Consider the following 25,118-nt stretch of genomic DNA (forward strand, 5'->3'; position numbering starts at 1 on the left):
GCCCGTGTCGGTCAGGCGCTGCGCTCGGTGCGCTCGGCGACGAGGGACGCGGCCTCCTCGCGCAGGTCGCGGCGGAGCTCCTTGGGCAGGGAGAAGGTGATCGACTCCTCGGCGGCCTTGACCAGCTCGACGTCCTCGAAGCCGCGCTGGGAGAGCCACTCCAGGACCTCTTCGACGAGGACCTCGGGGACGGAGGCGCCCGAGGTGACGCCGACGGTCTCCACGCCCTCCAGCCAGGCCTCGTCGATCTCGCTCGCGTAGTCCACGAGGTACGCCTCGCGGGAACCGGCGAGCTTGGCGACCTCGACGAGCCGGACCGAGTTGGAGGAGTTGCGGGAGCCGACCACGATGACCAGCTCGGCCTCGGCGCCCATCTGCTTCACCGCGAGCTGACGGTTCTGCGTGGCGTAACAGATGTCGTCGCTGGGCGGCGAGACGAGCAGCGGGAACTTCTCCTTGAGCGCGCCGACGGTCTCCATCGTCTCGTCGACGGAGAGCGTGGTCTGCGAGAGCCAGACGATCCTGGACGGGTCGCGGACCTCGACCTTGGCGACGTCCCCGGGGCCGTCGACCAGCTGGATGTGGTCCGGTGCCTCGCCGGAGGTGCCGATGACCTCCTCGTGGCCCTCGTGCCCGATCAGGAGGATGTCGAAGTCCTCGTTGGCGTACCGGATGGCTTCCTTGTGGACCTTGGTGACCAGCGGGCAGGTCGCGTCGATGGTGGCGAGCTTGCCGCGGGCGGCCTCGTCGTGGACGGTCGGGGCGACGCCGTGGGCCGAGAACATGACGATGTTGCCCTCGGGGACCTCCTCCGTCTGTTCGACGAAGATGGCGCCCTTCTTCTCCAGCGTCTGCACGACGTACTTGTTGTGGACGATCTCGTGACGGACGTAGATCGGGGCCCCGTACTGCTCCAGGGCCTTTTCGACGGCGATCACCGCGCGGTCGACACCCGCGCAGTAGCCGCGCGGGGCGGCGAGGAGGACACGGCGGCGGCCAGGCGAAGCGGTCATGTCTTCCATCGTAGGGGGTTCCCCGGCGGGGCCTTGGCCGACGGGAGCGCGGCAGAGGGTGGGAGGTGCGGGGTTCGTCGGCGGGTGCGGGTCCGGTGGGGCTTCTCGCGCAGTTCCCCGCGCCCCTGAAAAGCAGGGGCTGCGCCCCGTGCTTTTCGCCCCGAAAGGGCCGCAGGCCTCTTTCAGGGGCGCGGGGAACTGCGCGAGCAACCACGAACCACCCGCACCCGCCGACGAAACCGCACCCCCCACCCCCGTCCGCGCCCCCCGCTACCCTCACCGCATGGCTCTCAACACGTCCGCCGAGTCCCCCCTCCCCGTCGGCGAGGTCTCCCGGCTCATCGGCGGCTGGATCGACCGGCTCGGCGCGGTGTGGGTGGAGGGGCAGATCACCCAGCTGTCGCGGCGCCCGGGCGCGGGCGTCGTGTTCCTCACGTTGCGGGACCCGTCGCACGACATCTCCGTGGGCGTGACCTGCTACCGCCAGGTGTTCGACTCGGTGGCCGACGTGGTGAGCGAGGGCGCCCGCGTCGTCGTCCTCGCGAAGCCCGAGTGGTATGCGCCGCGTGGCCAGTTGTCACTGCGGGCCACCGAGATAAAGCCGGTCGGGGTCGGTGAACTGCTGGCCCGGCTGGAGCAGTTGAAGAAGTCCCTGGCGAGCGAGGGGCTGTTCGCGCCCGAGCGGAAGAAGGCGCTGCCCTTTCTGCCGCAGCTCATCGGGCTGGTGTGCGGCCGGGCCTCGGCGGCCGAGCGGGACGTGCTGGAGAACGCCCGGCACCGCTGGCCGGCCGTCCGCTTCGAGGTGCGCAACGTCGCCGTGCAGGGCGTGCACGCGGTCCCGCAGGTCGTGCAGGCCGTGAAGGAGCTGGACGCGCTGGAGGGCGTGGACGTCATCGTCGTCGCGCGCGGCGGCGGCAGCGTGGAGGACCTGCTGCCCTTCTCCGACGAGCAGCTCGTACGGGCGGTCGCGTCCTGTCGTACGCCGGTGGTGTCGGCGATCGGGCACGAGCCGGACACGCCGCTGCTGGACTACGTCGCGGACCTGCGCGCGTCCACTCCCACCGACGCGGCGAAGAAGGTCGTGCCGGACGTGGGTGAGGAGTACGAGCGGGTGCGGTGGCTGCGGGACCGGGCGCGGCGGTGTGTGGAGGCGTTCGTGGAGCGGGAGGAACGGGGGCTGGCCCATGCGCTGGCACGGCCCTCGATAGAGGATCCGCACCGCATGATCGACGAGCGGGCCGACCATGTGGCCTCGCTGCTGGACCGGGGCCGCCGCTGTCTCGGGCACCATCTGGACCGTGCCGTCTCGGAGTTGACGCACACCCACGCGCGCGTGGTGGCCCTCTCCCCGGCGGCGACGCTCCAGCGGGGGTACGCGGTGCTGCAGAAGGCCGACGGGCATGTGGTCCGCGCGCCCGGCGAGGTCGGGCCGGAGGAGCCGCTGCGGGCACGGGTGGCCGAGGGCGAGTTCGTCGTCCGGGTCGACGGAACGGGAACGGTGGACGGGACAGCGGCTGCCGGTGGGACCGGGACTGTCGGAGGGGACGCATAAGGTGGGCCGCATGACCAGCAACGTGAGCGAGGCCGACGGGACGACCGGGGCGGCCGGGACCTCCGAGGCCGACCGCGCCCTCGGGTACGAGCAGGCGCGGGACGAGCTGATCGAGGTCGTCCGGCGGCTGGAGGCGGGCGGTACGACGCTGGAGGAGTCCCTCGCCCTCTGGGAGCGCGGCGAGGAGCTGGCCAAGGTCTGCCGCCGCTGGCTGGACGGGGCGCGGGCCCGGCTGGACGCGGCGCTGGCGGAGGACGAGGGCGGGGGCGGGGGCGGGGGCGGCAAGACCGGCTGATCGGCGGCGAGAAGGCCCCGGCGCGCAAGGAGGCCCCGACGAGATCGCCGGGGCCCTTCGTGTGTGCCGAGGCGGTGCGCCGGCCGGTGCGCCGGTTCACCGCCCGTGCCGTCACTCCGTCCTGAGTGCCTCGGCCATCTTCGTCAGCTGGGCGAAGGACGCGGAGCCGGCGACGACGGTCGTGGAGCCCTCCTGCTCCAGGACGAGGGCGTCGTAGCGCTCGCCCTCGTACCGGACCCAGGTCTCGTCGCCGATCTCCTGCGTGGTCCCGGTCTTCTTCGCGTCCTGGGTGGCGTCCGCGATGAACCGGGACGGCTTCTCGGCGGACTGCTCGACGCCCACGTACTGACCTTCGGGGTCGTGGAACCCGAGGTGCCAGTGGTCGGACTCGTCGCCCTGGAAGCGGACGGAGGTCGCCTTCCAGGCGCTGGGCAGGCCCTCGGGCGCGGCCACCGCGTAGGAGGCGGCGCGGCGTGCCGTCAGCAGTTCGACGCGGTAGTCGACGCGCTTGAGCTCCTGCTCGGTCTCGTCATGCGGGATGAAGAGATAGATGACCCATGCCGCCAGCACGATGAGCCCCAGGGAGAGGACCATGTCGCGAACGGTCTGCTTGCCTTTCATACCTGCCACGCCCTCATCGTCGCAGGTGCACCGGTCCGCTCATCCGTGGGGTCCCCTGCTCATTTTGTCGGACTGACGATAGAGTCGGGCGGAACCCTCATCCGGCCGTCGTCGTATCAGAAAGGTGCGCTCCGATGACCGAGAACCATCATCTGCCGTCCGAGCTCGAAGTCCCCTCCGAGGCCCCCGACCGCAACCTCGCCCTGGAGCTCGTGCGGGTCACCGAGGCGGCGGCGATGGCCGCGGGCCGCTGGGTCGGCCGCGGGGACAAGAACGGGGCGGACGGAGCCGCCGTGCGCGCCATGCGGACCCTCGTCTCCACCGTGTCGATGAACGGCGTCGTCGTGATCGGGGAGGGCGAGAAGGACGAGGCCCCGATGCTCTTCAACGGGGAGCGTGTCGGCGACGGCACCGGCCCGGAGTGCGACATCGCCGTGGACCCGATCGACGGGACGACGCTCACGGCCAAGGGCATGACCAACGCGATCGCCGTGCTCGCGGCGGCCGACCGGGGCACGATGTTCGACCCCTCGGCCGTCTTCTACATGGACAAGCTGGTGACCGGGCCCGAGGCGGCCGACTTCGTCGACATCGACGCACCCGTGTCGGTCAACATCCGCCGGGTGGCCAAGGCGAAGCGGTCCGCGACGGAGGATGTGACCGTGGTCATCCTGGACCGGCCCCGGCACGAGGGGATCATCCAGGAGATCCGGGAGGCCGGCGCGCGGATCAAGCTGATCTCCGACGGGGATGTCGCGGGCTCGATCCTGGCGCTGCGCGAGGGCACGGGTGTCGATCTGCTGCTCGGCGTGGGCGGTACGCCCGAGGGCATCATCTCGGCCTGTGCGGTGAAGTGCCTCGGCGGCACGATCCAGGGCAAGTTGTGGCCGAAGGACGACGCGGAGCGGCAGCGGGCGGTCGACGCGGGGCACGATCTCGACCGGGTGCTGACGACCGACGACCTGGTGTCCGGGGAGAACGTGTTCTTCGTGGCGACCGGGATCACGGACGGGGAGCTGCTCCGCGGTGTGCGGTACCGGTCGGAGACCGCGACCACCGACTCGATCGTGATGCGGTCGAAGTCGGGGACGGTACGGCGCATCGACTCGACGCACCGGCTGAGCAAGCTGCGGGCCTACAGCTCGATCGACTTCGAGAAGCCCAAGTAGGCCGTGGGCCGGGGCGGTTCCCCGCGCCCCTGGACAACATGAGGGCGCCCTCTTGTGCGGAGAGGGCGCCCTTCTGTCAACCGGCCGCCGCTATCGTCCCGTTCGTCCGTGCCGCCTTCTGCAGTTCCAGGTCCCGGCGGCGCCTGCGGGCCAGCACCACCCGGCGTTCGGCCGCGGTCAGGCCGCCCCAGACTCCGTAGGGCTCGGGTTGCAGGAGTGCGTGTTCCCGGCACTCGACCATGACGGGACAGCGGGCGCAGACGCGCTTGGCGGCTTCCTCCCGGGAGAGCCGGGACGCGGTGGGTTCCTTGGAGGGGGCGAAGAACAGCCCGGCCTCGTCACGCCGGCACACGGCCTCCGTGTGCCACGGGGCGTCCTGATCCCTGTCTCGCACTGGCACCCGCTGCGGCGGAACGGCAGCGACCTGCAGGGACGAATGCGGCGGATGCAGCACGGTCTACTCCTGACGACGGCTTCGCGAGCGAGAGACGATGCAGCAAGGCCTACCCGCTGTGCGCGGGCCTATGCACTGAGTCCCGATCCGCTGGAATTCGCCGTCAACACCGCCTGGTCACAAGCGGATCAGATCCTTTCGGGTGGGGTGCGGGTGGAGTGCGGGCCCGGTCGAATTCACAGGCGTCAACGGTCCAGGCGTTTGCGCAAATGGCCGTACGCCCCGTGGGACATGTGGTCGGCGACCCGGCCGAGGAGGTCGGCGATCGCCTTGCCCCGCTTGGGCCTCGCCTCGATGCTCCCGAGGACGGCGAATCCGTCCACGAAGACCACGGGGGCGTCGGGTTCGCCCGAATCCAGCGCGTCCACCTCGAAGTTGCCGAGGACACCGGCGCCGCTGCCGCGCAGCGAGACGTTCTCCGGGACGCGGATGTCGACGCTGCCGAAGACCGAGAACACCTTGATCATCACCTGGCGGTGCTCGAACAGGGCCTCGCTGAGGTCTATCTCCACGCTGCCGAATATCGCGTACGCGTGGATCCGGCGGCCCGGCCGCCAGCGGCCCTTGCGCGTGGAGGCGCTGAAGACGGCCAGCAGCCGGTCGTCGGGGTCGACCGGGATGGCGCCGGGGGTGGGGCGGGCGGGCGCGGTGGTGACGGGCGCGTACGACGCCGACGCGTACGGCGCCTTGGGGGTGTGGGCGGCGGGCAGGTCCTGGATGAACACGTCCAGTGCGCCGACCGTCTTGGCGGCCAGCACGCCCTCGACCCGCTCGGCGTGCTCCTCGGCGGTGAGGCGGCCCTCGGCGAGGGCGTCGCGCAGGATGTCGGCGATCCGGTCACGGTCGGCGTCCGAGGCGCGCAGCTCGGCGACGGAGGCACGCGGTTCGGGCTGCTTCTGAAGGTCCACGGCAGCAGCGTACCGAAACACGATAGATCGCGATAGCCCCCTCCAGGGTGGAACTGAGCCTTACCTCACAAGCCCGCCCCCTCGGGCAGGTTCTACGCTGGTGGACGCTGCCGATGGAGGCCAGCCGTGCGGTCTGTCTAGTGAGGAATGGGCACCGATGCCTGAGTTCGAGTACACCGATCTGCTCCCCATGGGAGAGGACACCACCCCGTACCGGCTGGTGACCTCCGAGGGTGTCTCCACCTTCGAGGCCGACGGGCGGACGTTCCTCAAGGTGGAGCCGGAGGCGCTGCGGGAGCTGGCCGCCGAGGCGATCCATGACATCCAGCACTATCTGCGCCCGGCGCACCTCGCGCAGCTCCGCCGGATCATCGACGACCCCGAGGCGTCGTCCAACGACAAGTTCGTCGCGCTCGACCTGCTGAAGAACGCGAACATCGCGGCCGCCGGTGTGCTGCCCATGTGCCAGGACACGGGCACGGCGATCGTCATGGGCAAACGCGGACAGAACGTGCTCACCGGCGGCGAGGACGAGAAGGCCCTGTCGAAGGGCATCTACGACGCGTACACCAAGCTGAACCTGCGGTACTCGCAGATGGCTCCGCTCACCATGTGGGAGGAGAAGAACACCGGGTCGAACCTGCCGGCGCAGATCGAGCTGTACGCGACCGACGGCGGCGCGTACAAGTTCCTGTTCATGGCCAAGGGCGGCGGCTCCGCCAACAAGTCGTTCCTGTACCAGGAGACGAAGGCCGTCCTGAACGAGGCCTCCATGATGAAGTTCCTGGAGGCCAAGATCCGTTCGCTGGGGACGGCCGCCTGTCCGCCGTACCACCTCGCGATCGTGGTGGGCGGTACGAGCGCCGAGTACGCGCTGAAGACCGCGAAGTACGCCTCCGCGCACTACCTGGACGAGATCCCGGCCGAGGGGTCGCCGCTCGGGCACGGCTTCCGGGACAAGGACCTGGAGGAGAAGGTCTTCGAGCTGACGCAGAAGATCGGGATCGGGGCGCAGTTCGGCGGCAAGTACTTCTGCCACGACGTACGCGTGATCCGGCTGCCGCGGCACGGCGCCTCCTGCCCGGTCGCGATCGCCGTCTCCTGCTCGGCCGACCGGCAGGCCGTCGCGAAGATCACGGCGGAGGGCGTCTTCCTGGAGCAGCTGGAGACCGACCCGGCCAGGTTCCTGCCGGAGACGACCGACGAGCACCTCGACGAGGCGTCGGACGTCGTCCGGATCGACCTCAACCAGCCGATGGACGACATCCTCGCCGAGCTGACCAAGTACCCGGTGAAGACGCGGCTCTCGCTCTCCGGGCCGCTGGTCGTGGCCCGTGACATCGCGCACGCCAAGATCAAGGAGCGGCTCGACGCGGGCGAGGAGATGCCGCAGTACCTGAAGGACCACCCGGTGTATTACGCGGGCCCGGCCAAGACTCCGGAAGGCTACGCGTCCGGCTCCTTCGGTCCGACCACGGCCGGGCGGATGGACTCCTACGTCGAGCAGTTCCAGGCGGCGGGCGGGTCCAAGGTGATGCTGGCCAAGGGCAACCGCTCGCAGCAGGTCACGGACGCGTGCGGCAGCCACGGCGGCTTCTACCTCGGCTCGATCGGCGGTCCGGCCGCGCGGCTCGCCCAGGACTGCATCAAGAAGGTCGAGGTCGTCGAGTACGAGGAGCTCGGCATGGAGGCCGTCTGGAAGATCGAGGTCGAGGATTTCCCGGCGTTCATCGTCGTCGACGACAAGGGCAACGACTTCTTCCAGAACCCGGCGCCGGCGCCGACGTTCACGAGCATTCCGGTGCGGGGCCCCGGGCTGGCGTAGCGCCTTCGGGGCGGCGGGAGAGGATTCTCGCCCCCGCCGCCCCTGCCCGTCCCCTCCCAGGGGCTCCGCCCCTTCGACCCCGCCGGGGCCCCGTCCCCGACCCCGTTCCGGTCTGAACGGCCTCGTCCGCACACGCCGGACGGGCTGACCGGGACACCCTCATGGCCTATCGCCGGGAACATCACGGCGGGCCGGGACGCTGTACCCGGTATGAGTGACTACCGCGTCGAACACGACTCCATGGGCGAGGTCCGCGTGCCGGTGGACGCCAAGTGGCGGGCCCAGACACAGCGGGCGGTGGAGAACTTCCCCGTCTCGGGGCAGCACATCGAGCGCGCCCACATCGAGGCCCTGGCCCGGATCAAGGGCGCCGCCGCGAAGGTGAACGCCGAACTGGGCGTGCTCGACAAGGACATCGCCGAGGCGATCCGGGAGGCGGCCGAGGAGGTCGCCGAGGGGCGCTGGGACGCGCACTTCCCGGTGGACGTGTTCCAGACCGGGTCCGGGACCTCGTCGAACATGAACACCAACGAGGTGGTCGCCACCCTGGCGAGCGAGCGGCTCGGGCGCGATGTGCATCCGAATGACCACGTGAACGCGTCCCAGTCGTCCAACGACGTCTTCCCGTCCTCCCTCCACATCGCCGCCACCGCCGCCGTGACGCGTGATCTGATCCCGGCCCTGGAGCATCTCGCCGACGCGCTCACCCGTAAGTCGGTGGAGTTCGCGGACGTGGTGAAGTCCGGCCGTACGCATCTCATGGACGCCACACCGGTCACTCTCGGCCAGGAGTTCGGCGGGTACGCGGCGCAGGTGCGGTACGGGATCGAGCGGCTGGAGGCGTCGCTTCCCCGGCTCGCCGAACTCCCCCTGGGCGGCACGGCCGTGGGCACCGGCATCAACACGCCGCCCGGGTTCTCCGCCGCCGTCATCGCGGAGGTCGCGCGGGCCACCGGGCTGCCGCTGACCGAGGCGCGGGACCACTTCGAGGCGCAGGGCGCGCGGGACGGGATCGTGGAGACGTCCGGGCAGCTCCGGACGATCGCCGTCTCCCTCACCAAGATCGCCAACGATCTGCGGTGGATGGCGTCGGGGCCGCGGACCGGTCTCGCGGAGATCAGCCTTCCCGATCTCCAGCCGGGCTCGTCGATCATGCCCGGCAAGGTCAACCCGGTGATCCCGGAGGCCGTGCTGATGGTCGCCGCGCAGGTCACGGGGAACGACGTGACGGTCACCACGGCCGGCGCCTCCGGCAATTTCGAGCTCAATGTCATGCTGCCGGTCATCGCCAAGAACGTCCTGGAGTCCGTGCGGCTGCTCGCCAACGTCTCGCGGCTGCTCGCCGACCGGACCGTGGACGGCATCGTCGCCCACCGGGAACGGGCCCGTGAGTACGCCGAGTCCTCGCCGTCCGTGGTCACCCCGCTCAACAAGTACATCGGGTACGAGGAGGCCGCGAAGGTGGCCAAGAAGGCGCTCGCCGAGCGGAAGACCATCCGGGAGGTCGTCGTGGAGAGCGGGTACGTGGAGCGCGGCGATCTGACCCTGGAGCAGCTCGACGAGGCGCTGGATGTCCTGCGGATGACACGGCCGTGACGCGGCCGTGAGCGGACGGCGAGTTCCGGCCGCCGCGGGTGTCACCCGGGTAACCGATTCCCGCCAAGGCGTGAACCGTGACCGGTACCGCAGCGTCATATGCGCATGACACCTAATATCTGCGCATGGGAGACGACGGAGTGGTGAGACGAGTGGAAGCGAGCGGGTCGACGGCGTTCTGGGAGCCGGGGAGTCAGATCCTGTGGCGTTACCGGGAGAACGGCGGCGAACGCTTCCATATCGCGCGCCCCGTCACGGTCGTACGCGACGACGAGGATCTGCTGGCCGTCTGGCTGGCGCCCGACACCGAGTGCGTACGGCCCGTGCTGGCGGACGGCAGCTCGCTCAACTCGGAGCCGCTGGACTCCCGGTACAAGAAGCCGCGCGGAGTGCGGCTCGGCCGGTGGTCCGGTACCGGAGTGCTGAAGCTGGCGCGGCCGGGCGAGCCCTGGTCGGTGTGGCTGTTCTGGGAGCAGGGTTGGCGTTTCAAGAACTGGTACGTCAACCTGGAGACGCCGCTGGCCCGTTGGGACGGCGGTATGGACTCGGAGGACCACTTCCTGGACATCTGCGTGTACCCGGACCGGTCGTGGAGCTGGCTCGACGAGGACGAGTTCGCGCAGGCCCAGCAGGACGGTCTGATGGACGCCTCGGCGGCCGAGCGGGTGCGGGAGGCGGGCAGATTGGCGGTGGAGGTGATCCGCGCGTGGGGCCCGCCGTTCTCGGACGGCTGGCAGCACTGGCGCCCGAATCCCGCATGGGGAGTACCGTCTCTCCCGGACGACTGGGACCGTACGCCCGCGCACTTGTCCTCATGAGACCCTTGATACGCCCCCGGTCCGCAACCGTAGGATCGTCCTCCGCAATAGTTCACAGGGGCAACTCCCGCAGTTCGGGCAGGGCTTGACCGTACGTCACCGAGGGGCGGCAAGACGTGATCAAGGGGTACGAGGGTTACACCGGGACAGGCCGGAGACGGCCTGACGGACGGGCAGTACTGTCGTTCGGCGAGCCCGCCGGTACCGTGTGTGGCACAGGAACTGCCTCTGACCACGCGGGAATTCCGTTCCCGGGACATGTGACAGGACGCGTAATCCGGGTATCGGCCTTTCTGCGGGACGAAGTATCGGGTTTGCGGGACGCACTGCGCACACGACGCGCAGTCCCGGACGGATGGATTCGACACGCGTGACGGAGCACCCCACCTCCCACGAGCGCCCTCAGAGCGGCGCCGGCCCCACGGATCCCCGCGGGGCGCTCCTGCGTACCCAGGAGCCGATGCGAGCCACGCCCGCCGCGGCCTTACCGGCTCAGGCGCGCATGGGTGACGCCCCGGCCGAGCCGGGCACCGCCGCCTCGTGCGCGAAGAGCGGACAAGCCGGACAGGCACCCTCGGAGCACGCCCAGCCGGCGGTCTCCGAGCACTCCCAGCCGGCGGCCACCGAGCCCGACCCGCACCGCCCGCGGCCCGCGCCGGAGACCATCCCGGCGCAGCCCGGCGGTGACCCGGACCGCTCCGGCGGGACCGGGAGCGGTCTGGAGCGGCGCGGCGGGCAGGGTGTGCCGCCGGGCGCCCCCATGCCCATGCGGCGCGACGGCGACCGGCTGCGCTTCGTGGGCGCCGCGACCCGGCGGATCGCCCGCGGTATCGACCTGGACGAGATCGTGATGGGTCTGTGCCGGGCCACCGTGCCGACGTTCTCGGACGCGATCCTCGTGTATCTGCGCGAGCCGCTGCCGGTCGGCGACGAGCGGCCCACCGGGCCCATGGTGCTGCGGCTGCGGCGCACCGACCGGATCCCCGAGGAACGGGACACCGAGAGCGGCTTCATGCCCGCGCTCCAGCCCGAGCAGCCGGCCGATCTGGCGGTCGTCACCGCCGAGCAGTGCGAGGTACGGCCCGGCGGCGCGCTCGCCGAGGTGCTGCGGGGCGTACGGCCGGTGTTCGCGGACGCGCCCGCCGCGCACGACGCGCTGCCGGAACTGCTCGGGCCGGACGCCGAGTTGACCGTGCCGACCGGCCAGCGGGCGATCCTCGCCCCGCTGCGCGGCCGGCGCCGGGTGATCGGCGCGGCGGTCTTCCTGCGCCGCCCGGAGCGGATGGCGTTCGAGCAGGACGACCTGCTGGTCGCCGCCCAGCTCGCCACCCACAGCGCGCTCGGCATCGACAAGGCGGTGCTGTACGGCCGCGAGGCGTACATCGCCGACGAGCTGCAGCGCACGATGCTGCCGGAGGCGCTCCCGAAGTGCACCGGCGTACGGCTCGCGCACCGGTATCTGCCGGCCGCCGAGACCGCGCGGGTCGGCGGTGACTGGTACGACGCGATTCCCCTGCCGGGGAGCCGGGTCGCCCTGGTCGTCGGCGATGTGATGGGTCATTCGATGACCTCGGCCGCGATCATGGGGCAGCTGCGGACCACCGCGCAGACGCTGGCAGGGCTGGATCTGCCTCCGCAGGAGGTGCTGCACCACCTCGACGAGCAGGCGCAGCGGCTCGGTACGGACCGGATGGCTACGTGCCTGTACGCCGTGTACGACCCGGTCTCGCACCGGATCACCATCGCCAACGCCGGGCATCCGCCGCCGGTGCTGCTGCATCTCGGCGGCCGTGCCGAGGTGCTGCGGGTGCCGCCGGGCGCGCCGATCGGTGTGGGCGGGGTGGACTTCGAGGCGGTCGAGCTGGACGCGCCGGCCGGGGGCACGCTGCTGCTGTACACCGACGGGCTCGTGGAGTCGCGGCTGCGGGATGTGTGGACCGGGATAGAGCAGTTGCGGGAGAAGCTGGCCGCGACCGCGCAGTTGACCGGGCCGGATCATCCGCCGCCGCTGGAGGCGCTGTGCGACGAGGTCCTCGACATGCTCGGTCCGGGGGACCGTGACGACGACATCGCGCTTCTTGCCGCGCGGTTCGATGGGATCGCTCCCAGCGATGTCGCGTACTGGTTCCTGGAACCGGAGGAGATGGCTCCGGGGCGGGCGCGTCGGCTGGCCCGGCACGCCCTGTCCCGCTGGGGGCTTGAGGAGCTGACCGACTCGGTCGAGCTGCTCATCAGTGAGGTCGTCACCAACGCGGTGCGGTATGCGACGCGGCCGGTGACCCTGCGGTTGCTGCGGACCGATGTGCTGCGGTGCGAAGTCACCGATGACGTGCCGCAGCTGCCTCGGCTTCGGCAGGCGCGGGCGACGGATGAGGGGGGCCGTGGGCTCTACCTGGTCAATCGGCTGGCGAAGCGGTGGGGGGCTACTCGGTTGAGTGCGGGGAAGGTTGTGTGGTTCGAGCTGAATCAGGCTTGAGCGTCGACTGCGGGATCGTCGTGGCTGGTCGCGCAGTTCCCCGCGCCCCTTGAAGGCAAAAGACAAAAGCGAAGGGCGCCCGGTGAATTCACCGGGCGCCCTTCGCTTTTGTCGGCTGCGCTAGTCGTCCGCCTGTGGGTCGTTCGGGTCTGTCGGGAACTCGATGCCGCCGTCGTCGTCCGACGGGGTTTCCTCCGGGGTCGTCGTCGGGGTTTCCTCGGGGGTCGTCTCCGGAGTTGTTTCCGGGGTCGTCTCCGGGGTCGTCGGGGCCTCGGTGGTCGGTTCCTCGCTGGTGGGGGTCTCCGACGGGGTCTCGGACGGGGTTTCCGAGGGGGTCGGGGACTCCGTGGGCGCGACGGCGGCGCCCTGCTTGGTGTCCAGCTCGAACTTGGTGGTCTTGCCCATCACACCGAAGGTGTAGGTGGCCCAGATCTGGGCGGGGAAGCCACCGCCGTTGACCCGGGGCACGCCGACCGCGTTGTACATCGAGACGTGCTTGCCGTTCTTGCTCATGTCCTCGCCGAAGAGGCCGACGGAGGTCACGAGGTTCGGCGTGTAGCCGGTGAACCAGGCGGAGCGGTTCTCGTCGGAGGTACCCGTCTTGCCGGCGACCTGCTGGCCGTTGCGGGACGGGTTGTCGCGGACGGACGTCTTCGCCGTACCGTCGTCGACCACACCGGTGAGGACCGAGGTGACCGTGTCGGCGGCCTCCTTGCTGATGACCTGCTCGCCGATCGGCTCGGGGAACTCGACCTCGCCGTCCCGGTGCGTGGCCGAGGCGAGGATGGTCGGGGTGACCTTCTTGCCGTGGTTGTCGAGGGTTGCGTAGATGCCGGCCATCTCCAGCGGGCTGGCGCCCATGGAGCCCAGGGTCTGGGCGGGGACCGCCTCCATACCCTCGGTGTCCATGCCGAGCTTCCCGGCGACCTCCATGACCTTCTCCATGCCCACGTCGACGCCCATCTGCGCGAAGACGGAGTTGATGGACTTGTTCATGGCGCCCTGCACGGTGACGTCGCCGTAGTCGACGTCGTCCTCGTTGGGCGGGGCGAAGCCGACCGCGGTGCCGTCGTCCGTGACCTTGTGCCGGCTGTCACCGTCGTAGACCGTGCTGGCGGTGATCGGGTCGCCGTCCTGGGTCTCGGCCTCCCCGTCGATCGCCGCGGCGAGGATGACCGGCTTGAAGGTCGAGGCGGGCTGGTAGTCCCGGCGGGTGGCGTTGTTCGTGAAGTGCTTCACGTAGTCGACGCCGCCGTACATGGCGACGACCTTGCCCGTCTTCGGGTCCACGGAGACGGCGCCGGCCTGGATGTACTTGTCGACCTTGCGCTTCTTCGGCTCCAGCTTGCTGGTGAGACGGTCCTTGACGGCCTTCTCCAGCGCGGCCTGCTTCTTCGGGTTGATGTTGAGCGTGATGTTCCAGCCACCCGCGTCGATCTTCGTCTTGGCGTCCTCGACGTCGTCCGCGGCGCCGTCGGTCACGAGCTGCCGGGCCAGCTGGTCCTTGGCGGCCACGACGAGGTAACCGTTCTGGCCCTCCAGGTCGGGGGCGGCCGCGGGCTCCTTCGGCTTGGGGAGCTTCATTTCCGCTCGCTCCGAGGCCTTCAGCACCCCCATCTCGACCATGTTGTCCAGCACGTAGTTCCAGCGCGCGGTGACCAGCTTCCTGCCGGTCTCGGTGGCGGTGGACAGGTCGTACTGGCTGGGGGCCTGGAGCAGCGCGGCGAGGTAAGCGCCCTGCTCGACGCTGAGGTCCTTGGCGTCGACGCCGTAGTAGGCCTGGGCGGCGGCTTGGATGCCCCAGGCGGTGCGGCCGTAGAAGCTGGTGTTGATGTAGCCCGCGAGGATGTAGTCCTTGGACTCCTCGCGCTCCAGCTTCAGGGAGATGACCAGCTCGTTGAGCTTGCGGGTCACCGTCTGGTCGGACGTCAGGTAGTAGTTCTTGACGTACTGCTGGGTGATGGTCGAGCCGCCCTGCTTGCCCTTGCCGGAGAGGGTGTTGATGACACCGCGCGCCATGCCCTTGAAGTCGACGCCGGGATCGTTGAAGAAGGTCTTGTTCTCGGCGGCGACGAAGGTCATCTGGACGTCTTTGGGGACCTTGTCGAGTTCGACGATCTCCCGGTTGGTGTCGCCGGTGCGGGCGAAGATCTTGCCGTTGGAGTACCGGTAGACGTTGCTCTCCTGAGTCGCCTCGGGGTTCCCCCCCTTGGGTATGTCGATCATCAGGTAGAGCACGATGAAGGCGCCCATGCCGAGCAGGCAGACACCCAAGAACGCGCCGAGGATCTTCTTCCACGTGAAGAGGCGGCGCAGGAAGCTCTTCTGCTGTGGCTTCTTGCCGCCGCCCTTGGCCGCCGCGCGGGCTGCCGCCCGGCCACCGCTCTGGCCGCCCGTCTCGGGCGCGCCTATGACGGTGGTCGTCGATCCTGCTTCGCTCCCCGACGAGCGCTTGGGCGCCGCGCGGCGACCGCCGCGCTGCCGCGCTCGTCTCTCATCCGCTCGTCCCATGGCTCCGGTCCGCTCCGCATTCTGCTCGGTCTCATACGTCACTCGGGTCTTGTCAGCTCAGCAAGCTAACACCGAGGACTATGACAAGAGGGAGTCGGTCCGCCTTGTGGTGGCGTGACAAAGCGCACGCGAAGCGCGCGCCTCAGAGAACTCATCCCACCGGAACGGACGTTCCAGCAGGACCGATGGTTGCCCCACCAGACCCACGAGTTGGTGTCGAGCGGCCGCCGTGGTCGGTGACAGAACCGTGACAATCGGCTCTGACCTGGGCCCCTTCCAGACCCGGGGACGACCTATACACGGTAGGTATACGTGCCGTGTATACCTCCTGTGTACAGTCGTGCTCATGTCCATCGGTCACACCCTCCTGGGACTCCTGGAGTCCGGGCCCCGACACGGTTACGACCTGAAGCGGGCCTTCGACGAGAAGTTCGGTCATGACAGGCCGCTGCACTACGGCCAGGTCTACTCGACGATGTCGCGGCTGCTGAAGAACGGCCTCGTCGAGGTCGACGGCATCGAGCCCGGCGGCGGCCCCGAGCGCAAGCGGTACGCGATCACCGAGGCCGGCATCACGGATGTCCAGCGGTGGCTCGCGACACCCGAGAAGCCCGAGCCATATCTGCAGTCGACCCTCTACACGAAGGTCGTCCTCGCCCTGCTCACCGACCGCAACGCGGCCGACATCCTCGACACCCAGCGTTCCGAGCACCTGCGCATGATGCGCATCCTCACCGACCGCAAGCGCAAGGGCGACCTGGCCGATCAGCTGATCTGCGACCACGCCCTGTTCCATCTGGAGGCCGATCTGCGATGGCTGGAGCTGACCGCCGCCCGACTGGGCAAGCTGGCCGAGGCGGTGGTCCGGTGATGACCCCCGCCGGCTCCCTGCTCGTCGCGACCGATCTGCGCAAGGCGTACGGTCCGACCACCGCGCTGGACGGTGCCGAGTTCTCCATCCACCCCGGCGAGGTCGTCGCGGTGATGGGCCCCTCCGGCTCCGGCAAGTCGACGCTGCTGCACTGCCTCGCCGGGATCGTGCCGCCCGACTCGGGCTCGATCACGTACAACGGCCGGGAGATGGCCACCATGAACGACGCCCAGCGCAGCGCGCTCCGACGCAGCGAGTTCGGGTTCGTCTTCCAGTTCGGCCAGCTGGTGCCCGAGCTGACCTGTGTGGAGAACGTGGCGCTGCCGCTGCGGCTGAACGGCGGCTCCCGCAAGGAGGCCGAGAAGACCGCCCTCGCCTGGATGGAGCGCCTGGAGGTCGACGACCTCGCGCGCAAGCGTCCCGGTGAGGTCTCCGGCGGCCAGGGCCAGCGGGTCGCCGTGGCCCGCGCCCTGGTCACCAACCCCCGGGTGCTGTTCGCGGACGAGCCCACCGGCGCGCTCGACTCGCTCAACGGCGAGCGCGTGATGGAGCTGCTCACCGAGGCCGCCCGGTCCACCAACGCCGCCGTCGTCCTGGTCACGCACGAGGCGCGGGTCGCCGCGTACTCGGACCGCGAGATCGTCGTACGGGACGGCAAGTCGCGGGACATGGAGCGCGTCGTATGAACTCGGCCGTGGTCCACCAGTGGTACCGGGACCTGGCGATGGGGGTGCGGTTCACCTTCACCGGGGGCCGTGAGGGCTGGGTGCGGGCGCTGCTCACCGCGGTCGGTGTCGGCCTCGGGGTGGCGCTGCTGCTGCTCACCGCGGCCGTACCGAGCGCGCTCGCGACCCGGGACGCCCGGGAGGAGGCCCGACAGGACCAGGGCGTCGGCTACTTCGAGAACAACTCCGCGTCCAAGCCGACCGACAAGAGCCTGATCGTCGCCGACACCGACACCGAGTACCGGTATCAGGAGATACGCGGACGGCTCCTCGAAGCCGAGGGGGCGGACGCGCCGCTGCCGCCGGGCGTCGGGAAGTTCCCCGCGCCGGGCGAGATGGTCGTCTCCCCCGCCCTCGCCGAGCTGCTGAAGTCCGACGCCGGGAAGCTGCTCCGCGACCGGCTGCCGTACGAGACGGTGGGCGGCGTCGGCGAGGAGGGGCTGATCGGCCCGGGTGAACTCGCCTACTACGCGGGCGCCGACGGACTGGCCGCGCGGCTCGACGACGCGGTGGTGTACCGGATCGACGCGTTCGGGTTCGCCACCGCCGACCAGCCCGAGGAGGAGATGGACCCGATCCTGGTGCTGCTCACGCTGGTCGTCTTCGTGGTGCTGCTGATGCCGGTGGCCGTCTTCATCGCCACGGCCGTACGGTTCGGCGGCGAGCGGCGGGACCGCAGGCTGGCGGCGCTGCGGCTGGTCGGCTCCGACGGGCGGATGACCCGCCGGATCGCGGCGGGCGAGGCGCTGGCGGGCGCCGTGCTGGGGCTGGTCTTCGGCACCGGGTTCTTCCTGCTCGGCCGGGAGATCGCCGGTTCGGTCGAGGTGCTCGACGTCAGTGTGTTCCCGAGCTATCTCGACCCCTCCCCCGGCCTCGCGCTGCTGGTGGCCGTCGCGGTGCCGGCCGCCGCCGTCCTCGTCACCCTGTTCGCGCTGCGCGGCGTCGTCATCGAACCGCTCGGGGTGGTCCGTACGGCCAAGCCCACGCGCCGCAGGCTCTGGTGGCGGCTGCTGCTGCCGGTCGGCGGTCTCGCCCTGCTCTACCCGATGGTCGGCCAGGGCTCGGAGAACGGGGCGTTCAACGAGTACATGGTGACCGGCGGTGTCGTCCTGCTGCTCTTCGGCATCACCGCGCTGCTGCCGTGGGTCGTCGAGGCGTTCGTCGCCCGGCTGGGCTCCGGCGCCGTCTCCTGGCAACTGGCCGTCCGCAGGCTCCAGTTGAGCAGCGGCTCGGCGGCACGCATGGTCAACGGCATCGCGGTGGCGGTGGCCGGCGCGATCGCCCTGCAGATGCTGTTCGCCGGGGTCGAGGGCAGGTTCACGAAGTCGACCGGGAAGGACGTCACGCGGGCCCAGATGGAGCTGAGCCTGCCGGACGACCTCTCCGCGAGCGCCGCCGGCAAGGAGCTGAGGGGGGCCAAGGGCGCGCAGGCCACCGCGGCGCTGTCCTCCACGGAGATCTCCGGCACCGCCAAGGAGCCCGAGGAGTGGGCGTCGGTGACCGTCGGCGACTGCGCCGCGCTGCGCGAACTCGCCCGGATCCCCTCCTGCCGCGACGGCGAGGTCTTCGTCCTGAGCGACCCGAGGGACCCGGCCGCGACGCGGCTCACCACCCCCGGGAACACGCTGTACTTCGACGCGTCCTACGGCGAGGAGCGGGGCGCCGAACTCGCCTGGAAGCTGCCGGCCACCTTGCCCGAGGTGACCGAACGCGCCGATTCGCTGCGGCCCGACACGGTGGGGCTGCTGGCCACCCCGAGCGCCCTGCCCGCCAAGGCGGAGGACACGCTCTACAGCACCGTCTATGTACGGACCGACCCCACGGTTCCGAACGCCCTCGACGAGGTGCGCAACGCGGCCGTGGCGATCGACCCGCTCATCAGGACCTGGGAGTGGCACTCGACCACGCGGGCCGACGAGTTCACGGACATCCGTACCGGTCTGCTGGTGGGCGCGTCCGCCGTGCTGGTCCTGATCGGGGCGAGCCTCCTCGTCTCCCAGCTGGAGCAGCTGCGTGAGCGCCGGAAGCTGCTGTCGGCGCTGGTCGCCTTCGGCACGCGGCGCCGCACGCTCGGCCTGTCCGTGCTGTGGCAGACCGCCGTCCCGATCACGCTGGGCCTGGTCCTCGCCCTCGCGGTCGGTCTGACCCTGGGCGCGGTCCTGCTGAGGATGACGAACATGCCGGTGGGTGTGGCATGGCCGAGCGTGCTGGCGATGACCGGCATCGGCGCGGGCGTCGTCGTCCTGGTCACGGCGCTGAGCATGCCGCCGCTGGTGCGGCTGATGCGGCCCGAGGGGTTGCGTACGGAGTAGACCGCCGCGGGTGGGTGCCTCGGCGGGGTGGGGAGTGGGCCGGTGCCGGGATGTTCCCGCGGCACCGGCCACACTGGTTCCCGTACCCCGTCGGCGCCCGCCCGGGAGTGAGGACGCCATGTCGCTCGACAGTTTGAGGTCCGCGATTCCGGACTACGCCAAGGATCTCCGCCGCAATCTGGACGCCGTCCTCGGCGGCTCCTCTCTGTCCGAACAGCAGCTGTGGGGGACGGTGCTGGTGACGGCGATCGCCTCGCGCTCGGCGATCGTGCTGCGGGGGCTCGGGCCGGAGGCCAGGGCGCGGTTGTCGCCGGAGGCGTACACGGCGGCGAAGGCCGCGGCGGCGGTCATGGCGATGAGCAACGTCTTCTTCCGTACGCGGCATCTGCTCTCCGACCACGCGTACGGGGGGCTGCGGACGGGGCTGCGGACGCGGGTGATCGGTGATCCCGGGGTCGCGCGGGTCGACTACGAGTTGTGGGCGTTCGCCGTCTCCGCGGTCAATGGGTGCGGGGCGTGTCTCGACTCGCACGAGCGGGTGCTCCGCGAGGCCGGCGTGAGCCGGGAGACCGTGCAGGAGGCGTTTCGGGTCGCTTCGGTGGTGGAGGCGGTGGGGGTCACGTTGGAGGCGGAGGCGATTCTCTCCGAGTAGGGCGAGGGGTAGGGGGCGGCCGCGGGTCCGGTGGGGCTTCTCGCGCAGTTCCCCGCGCCCCTGGACGGCAGGGGCTGCGCCCACTGCCGTCCAGGCCGCCGGAACGCCTGGGCGCCGGAAAACCACTCGCCGGCCTCCGCCAGTTCCGGGGAAGATCCCTCCATGGCCTCCCGTCCTCCGCACTCCACTCTCCCCTCCCCCACCTTCGAAGCGCTCGTCGCCGAAGGGGACGCCGTGCCCACCGAGGGGTGGGACTTCTCGTGGTTCGAGGGGCGGGCCACGGAGGCTCGGCCTTCGTGGGGGTACGCGCGGGGGATGGCGGAACGGCTGGGGCGGGCCTCGGTGGCGCTGGACATCCAGACCGGCGGTGGGGAAGTGCTCGCCTCCGCGCCCCGCTTTCCTGCGGTGACCGTCGCCACGGAGGGCTGGCCACCGAACGTCGCCAAGGCCACGGCGCTGCTGCGGCCGCGGGGCGCGTTGGTGGTGGCCAGTCCGGAGGACGCGCCGCTGCCGTTCGGGGACGCGGTGTTCGACCTGGTCACCAGCAGGCATCCGGTGCGGGCCCACTGGCAGGAGATCGCCCGGGTGCTCACGCCCGGCGGCACCTACTTCGCCCAGCACGTCGGGCCGAGCAGTGTCTTCGAGCTGATCGAGCACTTCACCGGGCCGCTGCCGGAGGAGACCCGCAGCGGCCGGCACCCGGACCGCGAGCGCGCCGACGCCGAGGCCGCCGGACTGGAGGTCGTGGATCTACGGGCCGAACGCCTGCGCATGGAGTTCTACGACATCGCCGCCGTCGTGCACTTCCTGAAGAAGGTCGTCTGGATGGTGCCCGGCTTCACTGTCGAGGCATATCTGCCGCAGCTTCGTTCGCTGCATGCGCGCATCGTGAACGAGGGCCCCTTCGTCGCGCACAGTGCGCGGCAGCTCTTCGAGGTGCGCAGGCCGGGCGGGCACTGAGGCCTGGACGGCGTGTTGTGGGTGTCCACATCGTTATCGGCTTCGGCTTGGCTTCTGCGGGTCTACTCGCGTAGGTTCGGACCAAGGTAATTCGCGTGAGCAAAGCTGCGCGGGGCGGCGTCGCGCAGTGGAGGGGGCTGCGCGAAGCCGCGTGCCGGCTCGGGGGCGTCAAGGGCGCGTTCCGGTCGGGCATCACCCACACGGGGGCGTGGAGCCGTATCTCCTCGGAAGTCGCACAAGAATGCGCAAACCCCGTATTCCATCCTGGATTCCTTCATTCCTCCTTGGAATCCGCCGGGATTCGGCCATGATCACCCCTCGATCACACCCTGAATGAACGCTTCCGCACTCACCGCCACGCTGTCGTCCGGCTCCGGAGAGTAGTTGTGGCACGCCGATGCACGCAGCATCACTCACGAAGGGTTATGGTGGAAACCCCCCCTCGGGCCGGTCCGTCTCCCCCCCACGGACCGGCCCGTTTTTTCTGCCCGGAAGTCGGCCGTCCGGAAGCCGGTCGGCGGCTCCGGAGAAGGCCGCCCGCTCGGCCCCGGGGCCGCCCCAACCCCGTACACCCCTTGGCGGAGTTGGCCTCCAGCCCCGGTAGGCTCTGCCAACCAAGGGGACTGCCACCGCATCGGAGGGGCTGGAACACGTGAACCTGCGCGACACACTGCGCTCCCTGCTGGTCAGGGTCTACGCACGCAGGGTCGAGGGTCACCTCGACCACGCCCAGGTGCCCAAGCACATCGGCGTCATCGTGGACGGCAGTCGGCGCTGGGCGAAGGCGGCGGGCTCCACCACCATGGAGGGCCACCAGGCCGGCGCCCAGAAGATCGAGGAGTTCCTCGGCTGGTGCACGGAGACGGACGTGAAGGTCGTCACGCTCTGGCTGCTCTCCACGGACAACTTCAACCGGCCCAAGGAAGAACTCGTCCCGCTGCTGGGGATCATCGAGGACACCGTCCGCTCCCTCGCCGCCGACGGCCGCTGGCGGGTGCACCACGTAGGGGCGATGGACCTGCTGTCCCCCGGGATGCAGAGCGCGCTCAAGGAGGCCGAGGAGTCCACCGCGGACGTCGACGGGATACTGGTCAACGTCGCCATCGGGTACGGCGGACGCCAGGAGATCGCCGACGCGGTGCGCTCCATGCTCCTGGAGGCACAGGACAAGGGCACCTCGATGGAGGAGCTCGCCGAGTCCGTCGACATCGACATGATCGGCCGGCATCTCTACACCGTCGACCAGCCCGACCCGGATCTGGTGATCCGCACGAGCGGTGAGCAGCGGCTGTCCGGATTCATGCTCTGGCAGACCGCCCACTCCGAGTACTACTTCTGCGACGTCTTCTGGCCGGCCTTCCGAAAGGTCGATTTCCTGCGCGCGATGCGCGACTACGCGGTGCGACACCGTCGTTACGGAGGCTGAAACTCCGTATTTCGGGTGAGGTGTGCATCGCCCCCATCGGGACAGAAGTAACGAGGAGTTCACCGGGACGCCGTCGTACCGCTTGGCATGGCGGCGCATGTTCGAGGGCATAAGCCAGTCAGGTCGACACCCGAACCACGGGTGTCGGATCTCAGCGGGCGGCTCGGGGCCGTCCGCCCGGGAGGCCCTTTGCACCAGCCCGATCGTGCGGTCACAGCACGGACGAAGCAGCGGAGGGCCGGTCACCGGCCCGTGCAACGGCGCCGACGACCGGCCCAGTTCGAACCCGTCGCTCCCCGACCTCATCCGAGGGGGTACGTCCTTCCGTGGTGACCAGCACAAAGCGCCGTATGCCAGACCGGCGCACCTACGTCCTCGACACCAGCGTCCTGCTGGCCGACCCGAACGCTTTGAGCCGCTTCGACGAGCACGAAGTCGTGCTGCCGATCGTCGTGGTGACGGAGCTGGAGGCCAAGAGGCACCATCCCGAACTCGGCTACTTCGCCCGGCAGGCCCTGCGTCTGCTCGACGAGTTCCGGGTCCGGCACGGCCGCCTCGACGCCCCCATCCCGATCGGGGAACTCGGCGGGACCGTGAGGGTCGAGCTCAATCACTCGGATCCCAGCGTGCTGCCGAGCGGCTACCGCCTGGGGGACAACGACTCCCGCATCCTGGCGGTCGCCCGCAATCTGCAGGCCGAGGGATTCGACGTCACCGTGGTGTCGAAGGACCTCCCGCTCAGGATCAAGGCGTCCTCCGTGGGCCTCCTCGCCGAGGAGTACCGCGCGGAGCTGGCCATCACGGACGCCTCCGGGTGGACCGGGATGTCCGAGCTGACCCTGCCGGGCGAGCAGGTCGACATCCTGTTCGAGGAAGGGACGATCTACGTCCCCGAGGCGAGCACGATGCCCGTGCACACCGGTCTGACCATCCAGTCGGAGCGCGGCAAGGCCCTCGGCCGGGTGACGCCCGACGGGAACATCCGCCTCGTGCGGGGCGACCGGGAGGCGTTCGGCATCAAGGGCCGCAGCGCGGAGCAGCGCATCGCGCTGGATCTGCTGCTCGACCCGGACGTCGGCATCCTGTCGATGGGCGGCCGGGCCGGCACCGGCAAGTCGGCGCTCGCGCTCTGCGCGGGTCTGGAGGCCGTCCTCGAACGGCGCCAGCACCAGAAGGTGATGGTCTTCCGTCCGCTGTACGCGGTCGGCGGGCAGGAGCTGGGCTATCTGCCGGGCTCCGAGTCCGAGAAGATGAGCCCCTGGGCGCAGGCGGTCTTCGACACCCTCTCCGCGGTCACCAGCCGTGAGGTCATCGAGGAGGTCACCGCCCGCGGGATGCTCGAGGTCCTGCCGCTCACCCACATCCGCGGACGCTCGCTCCATGACGCGTTCGTGATCGTGGACGAGGCGCAGTCACTGGAGCGGAACGTCCTGCTGACCGTGTTGTCCCGCATCGGCGCGAACTCACGGGTGGTTCTCACCCATGACGTGGCCCAGCGCGACAATCTGCGGGTCGGTCGCTACGACGGTGTCGTCGCCGTGGTCGAGAAGCTGAAGGGTCATCCGCTCTTCGCCCACGTCACGTTGACGAGGTCCGAACGGTCCCAGATCGCGGCCCTTGTGACCGAAATGCTGGAGGACGGCCAGATTTAACCCGACCCCAGCGCCAACCTCGGGGCGCCGCCCGGCAAAAGGCTCAGCAGCCTAGCCGGGCGGCGCCTTGGCGCGTGCGGCTTTCCTTGAATCTCTCGCGTCAAACGAGGTGTGAGCTTTCACACTCACCACTGAATTGCCTCGCGGTGTCGGGTTACGGCAGAGTCTCATTTCTGTCAGGCCCCGCATACGACACACCTGTACCCCCAGCGGTACGGAACCACAGCGACACCAGGTCAACTCCATAGCGTTGTCGTATGCCGCCCGAGCACCACGCGGCGCTCCCCGCAAGGGAGTTGCCCACCGGGCCCGTGCCTCCGTGACCCCGCAGTTGGGAGGCCAGCGTCAGGGGCACGATTGCGTCCGCCAGGGTCACCGAGGCGGGCGATGCTGGAAGGAACCCGTGTGAGCCGGATTTCGGTCCGGGGATTCGCAGTGGCCTCGGCCACCGCGGTCACCGCAGTCGGCAGTGTCGTCGGAGTTGCCTCGGGCAGCACCGCCCAGACCACTGACGACGCCGAGGCGGTCGCGAACGACACCACGTTGCTCGCCGACATACCCGTGGGCCAGCAGGCCCAGGTACAGACCGCGTCCCTGACTGCTCAGGCCGACGCCCAGGCCATCGCCGCCGACGCGAGCGCCCGTAAGGACGCCGAGGAGTCCGCCCGTAAGAAGGCGGCCCGGGACGCGATCGACAAGCAGAAGCAGGCGGAGAAGGCCGAGCAGGAGCGCAAGGCGAAGGAAGCGGCGGCGGCGGAAGCCGAGGCCAAGTCCGAAGCCGCGGGTTCGCTCGGTGACATCCCCACCCAGAGTTCGTACACCGTCGCCGAGATCCAGGCGATGGCGAAGGCGGTCGTGGCCAGCGACCAGTGGACGTGCTTCAGCAACATCGTGAACCACGAGTCCACCTGGAACTACAAGGCCGTGAACCCCTCCTCGGGTGCCTATGGTCTCTTCCAGGCGCTGCCCGGCTCCAAGATGTCGTCCGCCGGTTCCGACTGGCAGACCAACCCGGCCACGCAGATCAAGTGGGGCCTCAACTACATGGAATCGCGCTACGGCAGCCCGTGCGAGGCCTGGTCCTTCTGGCAGGCCAACCACTGGTACTAGTCCGGTTCACCGCCGAGTGCCCACCACTCGGCCGCTCAACCGTCTCAACCTTCCGAAGCCCTCCACCGTCCTTGGGTGGGGGGCTTCGGGCATGTACGGTCGGAGCCGCCGAGAGCAATCGCGGCCTCCGGGAGGAGTGGTGACCAGCAGGGGCGACGGGGGAAGAGGTCGG

General features: G+C 70.0%; 20 protein-coding genes. 15 read left to right on the forward strand and 5 right to left on the reverse strand.

All coding sequences use genetic code 11. From position 1 onward, the window contains the following. Nucleotides 1–11: 11 nt before the first annotated feature. Nucleotides 12–1,022 (reverse strand): 4-hydroxy-3-methylbut-2-enyl diphosphate reductase, encoded by a 1,011-nt coding sequence (locus ACZ7MG_RS07535; protein WP_471387879.1) that lies wholly within the window; start codon nucleotides 1,020–1,022, stop codon nucleotides 12–14. Between the two features lie 274 nt (nucleotides 1,023–1,296). Between ACZ7MG_RS07535 and xseA the strand changes: the two genes are divergently transcribed. After that, nucleotides 1,297–2,565 carry an exodeoxyribonuclease VII large subunit gene (xseA, locus tag ACZ7MG_RS07540; RefSeq protein WP_471387882.1) on the forward strand — a complete coding sequence of 423 codons (1,269 nt, stop codon included), beginning with the start codon at nucleotides 1,297–1,299 and terminating at the stop codon, nucleotides 2,563–2,565. Nucleotides 2,566–2,575: 10 nt separating this feature from the next. Beyond that, nucleotides 2,576–2,860: an exodeoxyribonuclease VII small subunit gene (locus ACZ7MG_RS07545; protein ID WP_471387885.1), complete on the forward strand. Its 285-nt coding sequence runs from the start codon at nucleotides 2,576–2,578 to the stop codon at nucleotides 2,858–2,860. Nucleotides 2,861–2,971: 111 nt separating this feature from the next. On the opposite strand, the gene ACZ7MG_RS07550 is transcribed toward ACZ7MG_RS07545, so the two are convergent. Further along, a complete protein-coding gene (locus ACZ7MG_RS07550) occupies nucleotides 2,972–3,481 on the reverse strand; it encodes a DUF4245 domain-containing protein (RefSeq protein WP_471388286.1) in 510 nt (169 codons plus the stop codon). Between the two features lie 134 nt (nucleotides 3,482–3,615). Here ACZ7MG_RS07550 and glpX point away from each other — a divergent pair, with 134 nt between their 5' ends. Further along, on the forward strand, nucleotides 3,616–4,650 hold the full coding sequence (gene glpX, locus ACZ7MG_RS07555) for a class II fructose-bisphosphatase (protein WP_471387888.1): 1,035 nt from the start codon (nucleotides 3,616–3,618) through the stop codon (nucleotides 4,648–4,650). Nucleotides 4,651–4,726: 76 nt separating this feature from the next. Here the strand turns inward: glpX and ACZ7MG_RS07560 are convergent, their stop codons facing one another. Both ACZ7MG_RS07560 and ACZ7MG_RS07565 read right to left on the reverse strand, forming a co-directional pair. Further along, the gene (locus ACZ7MG_RS07560; RefSeq protein WP_351404479.1) at nucleotides 4,727–5,104 is read right to left on the reverse strand and encodes a WhiB family transcriptional regulator; all 378 of its coding nucleotides are present in this window, start codon (nucleotides 5,102–5,104) and stop codon (nucleotides 4,727–4,729) included. Between the two features lie 185 nt (nucleotides 5,105–5,289). Then, nucleotides 5,290–6,012, reverse strand: coding sequence for a DUF1707 SHOCT-like domain-containing protein (locus ACZ7MG_RS07565; protein WP_471387892.1), 723 nt, complete (start codon nucleotides 6,010–6,012; stop codon nucleotides 5,290–5,292). A gap of 157 nt (nucleotides 6,013–6,169) precedes the next feature. Here ACZ7MG_RS07565 and ACZ7MG_RS07570 point away from each other — a divergent pair, with 157 nt between their 5' ends. From ACZ7MG_RS07570 to ACZ7MG_RS07585, 4 genes are all read left to right on the forward strand, one after another. After that, nucleotides 6,170–7,837: a fumarate hydratase gene (locus ACZ7MG_RS07570; protein WP_471387895.1), complete on the forward strand. Its 1,668-nt coding sequence runs from the start codon at nucleotides 6,170–6,172 to the stop codon at nucleotides 7,835–7,837. 210 nt (nucleotides 7,838–8,047) lie between these two features. Continuing rightward, entirely contained in the window at nucleotides 8,048–9,433 is a 1,386-nt protein-coding gene (locus ACZ7MG_RS07575) for a class II fumarate hydratase (RefSeq protein ID WP_471387898.1), read from the forward strand. A gap of 125 nt (nucleotides 9,434–9,558) precedes the next feature. Then, nucleotides 9,559–10,251, forward strand: coding sequence for a cytidylyl-2-hydroxypropylphosphonate hydrolase (gene fomD / locus ACZ7MG_RS07580; protein ID WP_471387901.1), 693 nt, complete (start codon nucleotides 9,559–9,561; stop codon nucleotides 10,249–10,251). A 355-nt stretch (nucleotides 10,252–10,606) separates the two neighbouring features. Further along, the gene (locus tag ACZ7MG_RS07585) at nucleotides 10,607–12,727 is read left to right on the forward strand and encodes an ATP-binding SpoIIE family protein phosphatase (RefSeq protein WP_471387904.1); all 2,121 of its coding nucleotides are present in this window, start codon (nucleotides 10,607–10,609) and stop codon (nucleotides 12,725–12,727) included. Nucleotides 12,728–12,847: 120 nt separating this feature from the next. Here the strand turns inward: ACZ7MG_RS07585 and ACZ7MG_RS07590 are convergent, their stop codons facing one another. Next, nucleotides 12,848–15,238, reverse strand: a complete 2,391-nt coding sequence (locus tag ACZ7MG_RS07590; protein ID WP_471387907.1) for a transglycosylase domain-containing protein — start codon at nucleotides 15,236–15,238, stop codon at nucleotides 12,848–12,850. A gap of 346 nt (nucleotides 15,239–15,584) precedes the next feature. On the opposite strand from ACZ7MG_RS07590, the gene ACZ7MG_RS07595 reads away from it, so the two are divergent. The 8 genes from ACZ7MG_RS07595 to ACZ7MG_RS07630 all read left to right on the forward strand — a co-directional run bounded on the left by ACZ7MG_RS07595 (nucleotide 15,585) and on the right by ACZ7MG_RS07630 (nucleotide 24,946). After that, the gene (locus ACZ7MG_RS07595) at nucleotides 15,585–16,109 is read left to right on the forward strand and encodes a PadR family transcriptional regulator (protein WP_257566873.1); all 525 of its coding nucleotides are present in this window, start codon (nucleotides 15,585–15,587) and stop codon (nucleotides 16,107–16,109) included. Next, nucleotides 16,109–16,795: an ABC transporter ATP-binding protein gene (locus tag ACZ7MG_RS07600; protein WP_471387911.1), complete on the forward strand. Its 687-nt coding sequence runs from the start codon at nucleotides 16,109–16,111 to the stop codon at nucleotides 16,793–16,795. Before ACZ7MG_RS07595 ends, ACZ7MG_RS07600 begins: the two co-directional genes overlap by 1 nt. After that, entirely contained in the window at nucleotides 16,792–19,146 is a 2,355-nt protein-coding gene (locus ACZ7MG_RS07605) for an ABC transporter permease (RefSeq protein WP_471387914.1), read from the forward strand. Before ACZ7MG_RS07600 ends, ACZ7MG_RS07605 begins: the two co-directional genes overlap by 4 nt. A 118-nt stretch (nucleotides 19,147–19,264) precedes the next feature. Further along, nucleotides 19,265–19,798 carry an alkylhydroperoxidase, AhpD family gene (ahpD, locus tag ACZ7MG_RS07610; protein WP_471387917.1) on the forward strand — a complete coding sequence of 178 codons (534 nt, stop codon included), beginning with the start codon at nucleotides 19,265–19,267 and terminating at the stop codon, nucleotides 19,796–19,798. Between the two features lie 162 nt (nucleotides 19,799–19,960). Continuing rightward, complete coding sequence (locus tag ACZ7MG_RS07615; RefSeq protein ID WP_471387920.1) at nucleotides 19,961–20,758, forward strand: class I SAM-dependent methyltransferase; 798 nt, start codon at nucleotides 19,961–19,963, stop codon at nucleotides 20,756–20,758. A gap of 652 nt (nucleotides 20,759–21,410) precedes the next feature. After that, entirely contained in the window at nucleotides 21,411–22,184 is a 774-nt protein-coding gene (locus ACZ7MG_RS07620; protein WP_471387923.1) for an isoprenyl transferase, read from the forward strand. Nucleotides 22,185–22,510: 326 nt separating this feature from the next. After that, complete coding sequence (locus tag ACZ7MG_RS07625; RefSeq protein ID WP_471387926.1) at nucleotides 22,511–23,836, forward strand: PhoH family protein; 1,326 nt, start codon at nucleotides 22,511–22,513, stop codon at nucleotides 23,834–23,836. A gap of 405 nt (nucleotides 23,837–24,241) precedes the next feature. Further along, nucleotides 24,242–24,946 (forward strand): aggregation-promoting factor C-terminal-like domain-containing protein, encoded by a 705-nt coding sequence (locus tag ACZ7MG_RS07630; protein WP_471387929.1) that lies wholly within the window; start codon nucleotides 24,242–24,244, stop codon nucleotides 24,944–24,946. Nucleotides 24,947–25,118 lie beyond the last annotated feature (172 nt).

Source organism: Streptomyces sp. NPDC107538, from assembly GCF_055657445.1.